The sequence below is a fragment of the Nonomuraea sp. B19D2 genome (genome assembly GCF_040137845.1).
Lineage (GTDB): Bacteria > Actinomycetota > Actinomycetes > Streptosporangiales > Streptosporangiaceae > Nonomuraea.
In genome coordinates this window covers 161048-172801 of sequence record NZ_JBEFAK010000008.1, presented here as the reverse complement: position 1 = coordinate 172801, position 11754 = coordinate 161048, and the positions used below count along the sequence as shown (strand labels likewise).

Here is an 11754-nt window from a genome sequence, read left to right as displayed (position 1 = left end):
ACCGATGGCACCGATGCCGGACTGGGGAACGCTCCCCCGCATGCTGCGCGACCAGGCAGCAAACCACCCCGACGCCACCGTGGTCGCCGACGGCGGCACGCGGATGACATTGTCCGAGCTGAGGGCCGCGGCCGCCGAGATCGCCCGCGGCCTGATCGCCCTCGGCGTCGGTCCAGGGGACCGGGTGGCGTTATGGGGCCTGAACTCGGCGTTCTGGGTGCGGCACGCGTTCGGGATCTGGGACGCGGGCGCGGTCATCGTGCCGCTCTCCTCCCGCTACAAGGGCATCGAGGCCGCGCAGCTGATCGAGAAGACCGGCGCGAAGGTGCTGATCACCGGAGCGGGCCCGTCCGCGACCCCGCTCGCCGACCTCCTGCCGCCGCTCCCCGGCCTGCACCACCCGCCGGACCTACGCGCGCTGGGCGCGCGGGTCTCCGCCCGGGAGGCCGAGGAACGGGCGCTCGCCATCGGCCCGGACGACCTGTGCGAGATCATGTCCACGTCGGGCACCACCGGCGTGCCCAAGGGCGTCATGCTCGACCACGCCCAGATCCTGCGCGGCTACTGGGACTGGTCCGAGATCGTCACCCTGGACGAGCGCGACCGCTATCCGATCATCGCGCCGTTCAGCCACGGCTTCGGGCTGAACGCCGGGCTCATCGCCTGCGTCCTGCGCCGGGCCACGATGGTGCCGATCCCCGTCTTCACGCCTGACGCGCTGATGTCGCTGATCTCGGCCGAACGGATCACCGTACTGGCCGGGCCGCCGACCCTCTTCCACCGGATCCTGGACGAGCTGGACCGCGGCTCCTGGGACGTGTCGTCGCTGCGCGTGGCCATCTGCGGGGCCGCCGCCGTGCCGCCCAGCCTGATCAGGCGACTGGTTGAGCGGGTGGGGCTGGAGCGGATGATCAACGCGTACGGGCTGATGGAGGGCACGGTCGTCGCCATGACCAGGGCCGGGGACCCGATCGACGTGATCGCCGGCACCGCGGGGCGGCCCGTGCCGGGGATCGAGGTCAGGATCGTGGACGACGACAGGAAGGATGTCGCCACCGGAGAACGCGGGGAGATCCTGCAGCGGGGCTACGGGGTGATGCGGGGCTACTGGGGCGAGCCCGCCAGGACTGCCGAGGCCGTCGACCGGGACGGGTGGCTGCACACAGGGGACGTCGGGGTGCTGGACCCGTCGGGGAACCTCGCCATCGTGGACCGCAAGAAGGAGCTCTACATCGTCAACGGGTTCAACGTGTCACCGGCCGAGGTGGAGTCGCTGCTGCTGCGCGAGGGGTCACTGGCGCAGGTGGCCGTCGTCGGCGTGCCGGACGCCGCCAGCGGCGAGGCCGGCCTGGCGTACGTCGTGCCGCGGCCGGGCTTCTCCGCCGATCCTGAGGCGCTGCTCGCCTGGGCCCGGGCGAACATGTCCAACTACAAGGTGCCCAAGCGGGTGGTCGTGGTGGACTCCCTTCCCACGAATGTGAACGGGAAAGTGGACAAGCCGGCGCTCCGCGCGTCGGCCGAGGTCCTGTTGAGTGAGGGCTGAGGTCTCTCGGGGGCAGCCGGGTCGGAGTAGGGTCGAACTAGCGCCGTATGCCCCGGGAGCCGCCATGTTGCGCCTGTTCGCCGGTACATCCAGGACGCGTCCTGCCGGACGAGGACCAAGGTGGGTGTTCCTCCGCTCCGCGGCGGTGATGAGCGGCTACGTTTGCAGGACCGATCATGCGGTACTCGGGTCTTAGGAGGCAGCGTGGCGTTGCACGTGGCGGTCATCGGGTCGGGCCCCGCCGGGATCTACACGGCCGAGGCTCTGGTGAGGCAGTCGGCCGAGCCCGTGCAGGTCGACGTCCTCGAACGCCTGCCGACGCCGTACGGGCTGGTCAGGTACGGCGTCGCGCCCGACCACACGTCGATCAAGTCGATCGCGAACTACCTGCGCAGGGTGCTCGAGCTCCCTCAGGTCCGCTTCCTCGGCGGCGTCACGCTGGGCGAGCAGGTGTCCGTCGAGGACCTGCTGAGCACGTACGACGCGGTGGTCTACTGCACGGGCGCGATGGTCGACAGGAAGCTCGGCATCCCGGGTGAGGACCTGCCGGGCAGCGTGGCGGCGACCGACTTCGTCAACTGGTACTGCGGGCATCCCGACGTCGATCCCGGACGGTTCACGCTCGACAGCTCCGAGGTGGCGGTGATCGGCGTCGGCAACGTGGCCGTGGACGTCGTACGCGTCCTGGCCAAGACCCACGAGGAGCTGCGATCCACCGACGTGCCGCACGACGTGCTGGAGCGCCTCGAGGAGAGCCAGGTCAAGGCCATCCACATGATCGGCCGCCGCGGCCCCGAGCACGCCAAGTTCACCCTCAAGGAGCTGCGCGAGCTGGGCGAGCTGGCCAACGCCGACGTCTGCGTGCGCCCCGAGGAGGCCGTCGTCCTGGGCGCCGACTTCCCGCGCCAGGTCCAGGGCAACATCAAGGTCCTGCAGTCGTGGGCCACCCGCGAGCCGGTGGGCCGCCCGCGCCGCCTCGACGTGCGCTTCTGGCTGCGGCCCGTGGAGATCCTCGGCACCGAACGGGTGGAGGGGCTCAAGCTCGAACGCACCCGCCTGTCGGAGGAGGGGCGCGTGGTCGGCACGGGCGAGTTCGAGACGCTGCCGGTCGGCATGGTGCTGCGCTCGGTCGGCTACCAGAGCGTGCCGCTGCCCGGGGTGCCGTTCTCGGACAAGACCATGACCGTCCCGAACGAGGCCGGGCGGGTGCGTGACCGCGAATACGTGGCAGGCTGGCTCAAACGCGGTCCCACCGGGGTGATCGGCACCAACAAGTCCGACGCGGCGGAGACGGTCCGCACGCTGCTGGCCGACCTCGCGGGGCGCGTGCCGGTGAGCCGGGGCTCCATCGACGAGCTGCTGGCCGCCCGCGGGGTGCGTCCTGTGACGTACGAGGAGTGGCTGGCGATCGAGGCGGCCGAGGCCGACCTGGCCAGGTCGCTGGGCCGGGGCGAACGCGTCAAGCTGGTCGGCCTGGAGGCAATGCTCCGTGCGTGCCGTCCCTGAGGGGTTCCAGGAGGCCTACCGGCTCCAGCAAGCCCGCTATCCGTCCGCCGGCGTGGGCTGGCAGCCGGTCCACACCGTCTACGTCCCGGCCGACCGGTTCTCGGCCCGTACCGTCTCCGAGTGGGGCGATCAGGCGTTGTCCCTGGTCAAGGCGCACCTGGCCGATCCCGGCTCGCTGGCGGAGGTCTTCGATGTGCCCAGCGGGCTGGGCGCCGCCGTGCACGCCAAGGTGGTCAAGAAACTCTCCGCCGAGCCCGTCGAGGACCTGCGGATCGACTTCGAGGACGGGTACGGCGTACGGCCCGGCCTGGTGGAGGACGAGCATGTGGCGCAGGCCGTCGAGGCGGTGGCCACGATGCATGCGGCGGGGGCGCTGCCGCGGCGGTGGGGGCCGCGGGTCAAGTCGTTCGCCGACGGGGATCCCAGGCGGTCGGTGCGCACGCTCGACCTGTTCGTCACGGGAGTGGTCGAGCGGGCCGGCGAGCTCCCGCCCGGATTCACCGTGACGTTTCCCAAGATCCTCATGGAGGCGTACCTCGGGCACTTCGCGGAGGTGCTGGAGCAGCTCGAGGCGGAGCTGGGGGTGCCGCTGCGGTTCGAGATGCAGGTGGAGGCGCCGCAGACGCTGCACTTCCTGCGCGGGGATCTGGCGGAGCGACTGGGCGGGCGGCTGGCCGCGGCGCATTTCGGGGTGTTCGACTACACGGCCGCGATCGGGCTGCCGCCGCACGAGCAGCGGCTCGACCATCCCGCGTGCGACCACGCCCGGCACGTCATGCAGACCGCGTTCGCGGGCACGGGGGTGGAGCTGTCGGACGGGTCGCTGGCCGCCTCGCCCGCCTCCGACCTCGGGCGGGACGTGCACGCGCTGTGGCGGCGCCATGCCGAGCTGGTCAGGCACTCGTTGCGGCACGGCTTCTATCAGGGGTGGGACATGCACCCTTCACACCTGGTGAGCCGGTTCGCCACCGTCTACGCCTTCCACCTGGCCCGGTACGAGGCGTACCAGGAGCGCGTGAGAGCCTGGCACGAGCAGCGGGAGGCCGGGGGTGGGGTCATGGACGAGCCCGCCACGATCCGCACGCTGGTGGCCGCTCTCAGGCGCGCGGACGCGGCTCTGCCGTGACCGCCGCGGGCGGCCCCGCCGTGACCCGCGCCGGGCCCCGGGGTCTCAGTCGCGTTCGACCATGGCTCGCCACTGGCGTACGAGCCGCCACTCGACCGGGTCGGACCAGCTCGCCCGCACGGCGGAGCCCACATGGAAGGCGCGGACGCCGTAGTCGAGCAGCGCCGGGACGTACGCCGGCTTCAGCCCGCCGCCGGCCAGGATGATCGAGCCGTCACCCGCCTCGGCGCGCGCCTTCAGCACCGGGAGTCCCTCTCCCACCCCGTTGGGCGAGCCCGAGGTGAGCACGGTGGCGAGGTTGGGCAGCAGCCGCACGGCCCGCCAGGACGCCTGGACGTCGGCCGCGTGGTCGACGGCCCGGTGGAACGTCCAGGGCAGCGGCGAGACGGCGTGGATGAGCGCCTCCGTGGCCGCGAGATCGACCTTCCCCGAGCCGTCGAGGAACCCGAACACGAACCCCGCCGCCCCAGCCTGCGCCAGCGCCTTGGCGTCCCGGCTCAGCCGGTCGAGCACGTCGGAGTCGGCGGCGAAGTTGGCGTCGCAGCGGAGCATGACCATCTGAGGGAGGGGGCATTCGGCGGCGATCGCGGCAACCGTCTCGGGGGACGGGGTCAGCCCGTCGGCCGCCATGTCGGCGACGACCTCCAGCCGGTCGGCGCCACCCTGTTCAGCGGCCACGGCGTCGCGCACGTTCAGCGCGATCACCTCGAGCAGGGATCCGGTCATGGAGGAGAGGTTATATGGTGCTCTGCACCATTCCGGCGCAGATCACACCAAAAAATCCCGCCTCCAGGGCCGAGCCGCAGCCGGCCGGAGCTGGGCCCCGGCCGGGCTGCGGGTGGTGAACGAAGCGCGTCAGGCGCTGATCAGCTCGGCCATGGTGAGGTCCCGGAAGGCCGTGGTGGACAGGTCTTCCGAGCGCCGTTCGAACAGGGCTCCCGAGGCACGGTGCGGAAGATCCACCGTGCGGACGTGGCGGAAGCCGCGGCGGCGGTAGTAATCCTGCAGCCGCCGGTTCCCCTTGGCGCAGTCCAGCCGCAGCAGGGGCAGCCCGGACGCGTGGGCCGAGGCGCCGGCCCAGTCCAGGAGGGCGTCGCCGAGGCCGCTGCCGGACCAGGGGCGGGCCACGGCGAGCTTGTGGACATAAAGGGCCGCCCCGGGATCGTCGTCGAGTGTCCAGAACTCCGGGTCCGCGTGGCCGTCGAGGGCTATGGTGGCCACCGGCGGGGCCGATTCGTCGGGGTCGAGGTATCTGAGCTCGTCGTCGAGCAGGTACAGCACCCGCTCCTCAATGAGCGGCTCGATCCGCTCGGGGCCGAAGCCCCCGCGCGGCCACTGCCGCACTCCTTGCGCGTAGAGCCACTCGGCGGTGTCAGCGAGCAGGGTGAGAATGCCGCGAAGGTCTTCGGGTTCGGCTCTGCGGAGAGCCAGCGGGTGAAGCAGGGTGTTTGTGTGCATAATACAACTCCCGTTGCGTTGGGTGCGCGCGTAAATACACAGCGTGATGACGCAATGTCGCGCAGGCCCGAAATGGGACCTCAACCCGATATATATGGATAAATGGCGATTTAGGGGAGTATGCACGACTCCCCATGGCCAGCGAGGCGGCTATTTCTCGCTGCGCCCGGCCGGCTGAATCACCCCTTCACCCCGAGCCCGCTAGCGGCGGTCGAGCTCGTATCTGATCAGATGTTTGTCGGCGGGCAGCACCGACACCGCGACACGCACCGGCATGTCCGCCCCGTCGAAACCGACTCGGACGTAAACCATGACGGGCGTGCCGAGCTCTAGTTGGAGGCGCTCGGCCTCCTCCTGGTTGGGCATGCGGGCCCAGATGTCGTCCACGACGCGTACCTGCGCATGCCCCAGCTCCTCCAGCACCCGGTTCGCCCCTCGCGCGATGTCTCCGGGCCTGGCGATCTCAGAATCGGCAACCAGATCACGGGGGAAATAGGAATCGTTGGTGTTGTACGGCTGGCCGTCCACGAACCGCAGACGGCGTCTCACCACCGCCAATTCCCCGTCCGCCAACTCCAGCCTGCTGGCGATCTCCTCGACGGGAGACACCGTCAGCACCTCGATGTACTGGCTTGGCGCGCGGCCTTCCTGCGCCACGGCATAGGCGAAGGCTTCCCGCAGTTCCCCAGAAGGTTGCGGCTCCAGCTCCCGCTGCGGATAGATCAGCAGCGGTCTGCGGTCTCTGACCACGGTTCCACGCCGCGGCGTGCGCGTAACGAGCCCCTCATTGACGAGCTCTCCCAGGGCCAGCCTTACGGTGTTCCTGCTCACCCCATGGTCTTCCATGAGCTGCGCCTCGGTCGGTAGCTGTGCGCCCGGGCCGAGGACACCCGAGTAGATGGCTCGACGCAATTCCGCAGCCACCTGCTGATACAGCACCGACCTTGCCACTTTCACCCCTTTTGTTCCAACAATTTAGACGATCTGGTTCTAGCAGGCCACAACCCCTTGACCGAACCCCCTCCCGCGGCCCATCATCCATTCGTTGGTACAAATCCATCTAAAGGCCGGTGAGGGGGTGAAGGCCAGTGTTGCCGGTCCGCACGGGTACGCCGTACCTGCCCTGGCATGACCCTTGCGAAGCAACACGTTTACTGCGTTACGGGTTGCCTCGCCAGCGGTTCACCCACACCTACCAGAGCAATGGCGCATCCGAGCAATCGGCGTTGACTGAGCTGACCGTGTGGTGCAACGACGGATCCTTTGTCGGGAATGAGGAGGGTGGCGCCCCCGTCACGCACCCCATCGATGACCCGGTCGGTGCAGCTCAACGCATCGCCGCACGTTACCGGCAACGGGAGCTTTCACACTCCCCCATCGACTCCGTGCGCGATTCAACGGTCTAGGACTCCATCCCTCGCCGGAGTCCTGGCGCCGCCGCACACGGAACAGGAAGCGCGTCCTGGCGGGTCCCCCACGCCCGCCAGGGCGCGCTTTCCTGCTCAGGGAACCCGCTGTCTCTCCCCATCCAGGCGGCCCACGCGCCGACCGGCGGACAGGCACGATCGTGACCCGCGACCTCCGGGTCATGCCTGCCACCAAGTCCGAACCGGTCATCACTTGCCGCCAAGTCAGAGCCGTCCGCGTTGACGCCTACTGCCACATCATCAACCCTCGGAGCCGAACCTGCGGGGCTGTTCGTGATGGTGGGACTAGTGGGGCATTCCGGTACGAATCCATTTCCTGACCAAGGTCAACTAGCGGGAGGATTTGCGCCGGGCCGGATGAGTATCCGGACTCCCGTCATCCTCGGCAGGCTCCCAGTCCACCAGCGTCAGCCCCGCGTCGATCCGGCGGTAGGCGCCCCGGACCCGCCTGCCGGGCTCCGGAGGCCGATCGCCGCGCCAGTTCCCGTACACGAAGCACCCCGGCACCGCGGCCAGCCTGACCATCACCACCACGTACGGCTCCCCGAACCCGGGCATGAACGGCTGGTGGTTGACGATCCAGCTCTCCACCACCCCTTCCGGCTCCACCTCCCGCCAGTGCCACGCCTCCGTCCGGCACGCCGGGCAGAACGCCCGCGCCGGGAAGCGCGCCGTGCCGCAGCCGTCGCACTCCTGCACGGCGAAGTCCCGCCTGGCGACACGCTCCCACCACTCCCTCGAGTCCCGATCGAGCTGGGGCCGGTACGCCGTCATCACGGCCTCCTCAGGATCAGGGCGGAGGTGGCCGGGAGGATGTAGCCGGGCTGGGCGGTGGAGAGCGCGACCTCGGCGCCCGGCGCCTGACGGTCCCCGGCGTCGCCCCTGAGCTGGGATACCGCCTCGGCGATGTGGTTCATGCCGTGGACGTAGCCCTCCGACAGGAAGCCGCCGTGCGTGTTGACCGGGAGCGGGCCGTCCAGCGCGGTGGCGCCCGAGGCCACGTACGGGCCGCCCTCGCCCTTGCCGCAGAACCCGTAGTCCTCGAGCTGGACGATCACCGAGTACGTGAAGCAGTCGTACAGCTCGGCCACGTCTATGTCGCCCGGCCCCAGCCCGGCCTGCGCGTACAGGCGCGGGGCCAGGGCGGCGGCCGCGGTCACCGTGGGGTCGGCGGACGGGTCCGACAGGTGTGTGGTGCCGCCGCCCCAGGCGGCCGCCGAGATCAGCACCGGGGGGCGGCGCAGCGAGCGGGCGCGTTCGGCCGTGGTGACGACCACGGCGCAGGCGCCGTCCGTCTCCAGGCAGCAGTCCAGCAGCCGGAACGGCTCCGCGATCCACCTGCTCGCCAGGTAGTCGTCCAGCGTGATCGGGGTACGCATCAGCGCCCGGGGGTTCTTGGCGGCGTTGGCCCGCTGAGTGACCGCCAGCTGCCCGAAATGCTCCGCTTTAGTGCCATATTTCAGCATGTGGGCTCGGGCGTACATGGCGTATTGCTGCGGCGGCGCCACATATCCGTACGGGGCCTGGTACTGCACCTCAGGGCTCACCGGGACGCCCCGGCCCGTGCCGCCCATACGGAACTCCGAGCGGGCGTTGATGGCCCGGTAACAGACGACCGTCTCGGCCATCCCGGCCGCCACCGCCAGCGCCGCCTGGCCGACGACCGCGTGGGAGACGCTGCCGCCGCCGAACTGGTCCAGGTGCCAGGCGAGGTCCGTCAGACCCAGCGCCGGGCCGACCAGCGTCGGCGCGGCGGAGTCGCCCACCCTGTGCGTGGCCAGGCCGTCCACCTCGTCCACCGCCAGCCCGGCGTCCTCCAGTGCGGCCAGCACGGCACGACAGGCCAGGGTGAGGGTGCTGACGCCCGAGTCCTTGGTGAAGGGCGTGTAGCCGATCCCGGCTATGGCGGTGTGGTTCCGAAAGTCAAGCAAGCGCTTGGGCAACACAATTGTCACGTTAAGCCGGGCATTTCCCCCATGTCAACGCAGCGCGGCGGGCGGGCTCGCCCCGCTCCAACTTGACACGATCTCGCCATCCGCCCTACCGTCCAAGCAAGCGCTTGGTATGATGGCGCAGCCGGTGGACTAGGAGGCGGACCATGAGCACACACGCTGCCCGGCTCGTGGCGCCGGACGGCTGTCGCGGCCTTCCGACGCCCCATCAGCGCAGGATTCGCAACGGAGCCGCCATGCCGACCGGCCCTTCACCCCAAAGCGCGAACGGCCACCTCGACAGCCGCCTCTTCCGGCAGGTGCTCGGCAGGTTCGCGACCGGTGTGGTGGCGATCACGGCGGTCGACCCGGCCGACGGCCGGCCGTGCGGGTTGGCGGCCAACTCCTTCACCTCCGTCTCGCTCAACCCGCCCCTCGTGGCGTTCTGCGTGGCGTACACGAGCACCAGCTGGCCCAGGGTGCGCGGCGCGAAGGTCGTCACCGTGAACGTGCTGGCCGAGAACCAGCAGGACGTGTGCGCCCAGATGGCGACCAAGGGCGGCGACAAGTTCGCGGGCCTGGAGTGGACCGGCTCCCCCGGCGGCAACCCGGTGCTCGAAGGCACGCTGGCCTGGATGGACTGCGCGGTCGAGGCCGAGCACCCGGCGGGCGACCACATGATCGTGGTGGCCAGGGTGCTCCAGCTCGACACGCACGCCGAAGGCGGCCCGCTGGTGTTCTTCCGCGGCGGGTACGGAGGCTTCGTTGAGCCTGCCTGACCCGGCGGGCGCCACGCCAGGGCTCCGCGAGGCGGCGAGGGCCTGGCTGGAGGAGGCGCTGAGCGGCGAGTTCGCCCACGTCAGGGGGCTCGGCGGGCCCGGGCGCGAGCACGAGGGCCACGAGCTGCGCCAGGCGTGGGAGCGCCATCTCGGCAAGGCCGGATGGACCTGCCTGGGCTGGCCCGAGCGGTACGGCGGCCGCGCCGCCTCCCTGGAGGACCAGGTGGCCTTCCACGAGGAGTACGCCAGGGCCGAGGCCCCCGCCAGGGTGGGCCACATCGGCGAGGGGCTGATCGGCCCCACCATCCTCGAATTCGGCACCGACGAGCAGAAGGACCGCTTCCTGCCGCCCATCCAGCGCGGCGAGGAGCTGTGGTGCCAGGGCTATTCCGAGCCCGAGGCCGGGTCCGACCTCGCCAACGTCCAGACGAAGGCGCATCTTGAAGGCGACGAATGGGTCATCACCGGCCAGAAGGTGTGGACTTCGCTGGCGCACGTGGCCGACTGGTGCTTCGTGCTCTGCCGCACGGAGCCGGGCTCGCAGCGGCACAAGGGGCTGTCGTACCTGCTCGTCCCCATGGACCGGCCCGGCGTCGTCGTCCGGCCGATCGTGCAGCTGACCGGGACGTCCGAGTTCAACGAGGTGTTCTTCGACGGCGCGCGCACGGCGGCGGGGAACATCCTGGGCGCGCCGGGCGACGGCTGGCGGGTCGCGATGGCCACGCTCGGCTATGAGCGCGGCGCCTCCACGCTCGGGCAGCAGATCGGGTTCCGGCGGGAGCTGGCCAAGGTGATCGAGACGGCCAGGCGCACCGGCGCCATCGACGACCCCGTGCTGCGCGACCGGCTCGTCCGGTCGTGGCTGGAGCTGGAGATCATGCGGCTCAACGCGCTCAGGATGCTGCGCCCCGACCCGGGTCCCGAGGTGTCGATCGCCAAGCTCTACTGGTCGGAGTGGCATCGGAGGCTGGGCGAGCTGGCGCAGGCCGTACAGGGCAGGGAGGGGCTCGTGGCCGGGAGCGCGCAGGGCGAGCTCAATGAGCTGCAGCGGCTCTACCTGTTCAGCCGCGCCGACACGATCTATGCCGGATCCAGCGAGATCCAGCGCAACATCATCGCCGAGCGCACCCTGGGACTCCCCCGCTGATTGGAGCACGGATGCCCCCTCCATACCCGAAGGCGCACGGGCTGCTCGACGGCAAGGTGACGCTCGTGACGGCCGCCGCGGGGGCGGGCATCGGCTATGCGACCGCGCGGCGCTGCGCCGAGGAGGGCGCGACGATCGTACTCTCCGACAGGCACGAGCGCCGCCTGTCCGCTGCCGCCGACGCGCTGACCGAGCTCACCGGCGTCAAGCCGCTCGCCGTGCCGTGCGACGTGACTTCGGAGGCTCAGGTGCTGGCGCTGTTCGACGCGGTGGTGGAGGCGCACGGCCGGCTGGACGTGGTCGTCAACAACGCCGGTCTGGGCGGTACGGCGCCGCTGGCCGAGATGTCCGACGACCAGTGGCACGCGGTCATCGACGTCACCCTGAACGGCACCATGCGCTGCACCAGGGCGGCGCTCAAGCAGATGATCGCCCAGGGCTCCGGCGTCATCGTGAACAACGCCTCCGTGGTCGGCTGGCGGGCCCAGCGGGGGCAGGCGCACTACGCGGCAGCCAAGGCCGGGGTGATGGCGCTGACCAGGTGCGTTGCGCTGGAGGCCGCCGAGCACGGCGTACGGGTCAACGCGGTGGCGCCCTCGCTGGCCGTGCACCCGTTCCTGGCGAAGGTGACCAGCGAGGAGCTGCTGGCGGAGCTGGCGGCCAAGGAGGCGTTCGGGCGCTCGGCCGAGCCGTGGGAGGTGGCGAACGTCATCGTCTTCCTGGCCAGCGACTACTCCTCGTACATGACGGGAGAGGTGGTCTCGGTCTCCTCCCAGCACCCCTGACCAGCCCTGTCAGGGAAAGACCAGGGTAGGCGGCAAGGAGATCGCGATCTAG

11 protein-coding genes are annotated in these 11754 nt (G+C 70.5%); 6 read left to right on the top strand and 5 right to left on the bottom strand.

Annotation, left to right across the window (positions count from 1 at the left end):
• Positions 1-4 precede the first annotated feature (4 nt).
• The 3 genes from ABN273_RS17670 (at position 5) to ABN273_RS17660 (ending at position 4175) form a co-directional block, all read left to right on the top strand.
• Positions 5-1543, top strand: a complete 1539-nt coding sequence (locus ABN273_RS17670; protein WP_349449974.1) for an AMP-binding protein — start codon at positions 5-7, stop codon at positions 1541-1543.
• 204 nt (positions 1544-1747) lie between these two features.
• Positions 1748-3049, top strand: coding sequence for an FAD-dependent oxidoreductase (locus tag ABN273_RS17665; protein ID WP_349449973.1), 1302 nt, complete (start codon positions 1748-1750; stop codon positions 3047-3049).
• Positions 3033-4175 carry a DUF6986 family protein gene (locus ABN273_RS17660; RefSeq protein ID WP_349449972.1) on the top strand — a complete coding sequence of 381 codons (1143 nt, stop codon included), beginning with the start codon at positions 3033-3035 and terminating at the stop codon, positions 4173-4175. Before ABN273_RS17665 ends, ABN273_RS17660 begins: the two co-directional genes overlap by 17 nt.
• 45 nt (positions 4176-4220) lie before the next feature.
• Here ABN273_RS17660 and ABN273_RS17655 read toward each other — a convergent pair whose 3' ends face one another.
• The 5 genes from ABN273_RS17655 to ABN273_RS17635 all read right to left on the bottom strand — a co-directional run bounded on the left by ABN273_RS17655 (position 4221) and on the right by ABN273_RS17635 (position 8991).
• On the bottom strand, positions 4221-4901 hold the full coding sequence (locus ABN273_RS17655) for a copper homeostasis protein CutC (protein ID WP_349449971.1): 681 nt from the start codon (positions 4899-4901) through the stop codon (positions 4221-4223).
• 129 nt (positions 4902-5030) lie between these two features.
• Positions 5031-5633, bottom strand: coding sequence for a GNAT family N-acetyltransferase (locus ABN273_RS17650; protein WP_349449970.1), 603 nt, complete (start codon positions 5631-5633; stop codon positions 5031-5033).
• Positions 5634-5834: 201 nt separating this feature from the next.
• Positions 5835-6572 carry a GntR family transcriptional regulator gene (locus ABN273_RS17645; RefSeq protein ID WP_349449969.1) on the bottom strand — a complete coding sequence of 246 codons (738 nt, stop codon included), beginning with the start codon at positions 6570-6572 and terminating at the stop codon, positions 5835-5837.
• 818 nt (positions 6573-7390) lie between these two features.
• A complete protein-coding gene (locus tag ABN273_RS17640) occupies positions 7391-7834 on the bottom strand; it encodes a Zn-ribbon domain-containing OB-fold protein (protein WP_349449968.1) in 444 nt (147 codons plus the stop codon).
• Entirely contained in the window at positions 7834-8991 is a 1158-nt protein-coding gene (locus ABN273_RS17635; RefSeq protein WP_349449967.1) for a thiolase C-terminal domain-containing protein, read from the bottom strand. The genes ABN273_RS17640 and ABN273_RS17635 overlap by 1 nt, the downstream gene beginning before the upstream one ends.
• Before the next feature lie 167 nt (positions 8992-9158).
• On the opposite strand from ABN273_RS17635, the gene ABN273_RS17630 reads away from it, so the two are divergent.
• From ABN273_RS17630 to ABN273_RS17620, 3 genes are read left to right on the top strand one after another with little or no spacing between them, the layout of a single operon-like run.
• Positions 9159-9770 carry a flavin reductase family protein gene (locus tag ABN273_RS17630; protein ID WP_502911051.1) on the top strand — a complete coding sequence of 204 codons (612 nt, stop codon included), beginning with the start codon at positions 9159-9161 and terminating at the stop codon, positions 9768-9770.
• Positions 9763-10917, top strand: a complete 1155-nt coding sequence (locus ABN273_RS17625; protein ID WP_349450116.1) for an acyl-CoA dehydrogenase family protein — start codon at positions 9763-9765, stop codon at positions 10915-10917. Before ABN273_RS17630 ends, ABN273_RS17625 begins: the two co-directional genes overlap by 8 nt.
• A gap of 11 nt (positions 10918-10928) precedes the next feature.
• Positions 10929-11702 (top strand): SDR family oxidoreductase, encoded by a 774-nt coding sequence (locus ABN273_RS17620; RefSeq protein WP_349449966.1) that lies wholly within the window; start codon positions 10929-10931, stop codon positions 11700-11702.
• Positions 11703-11754: the final 52 nt, after the last annotated feature.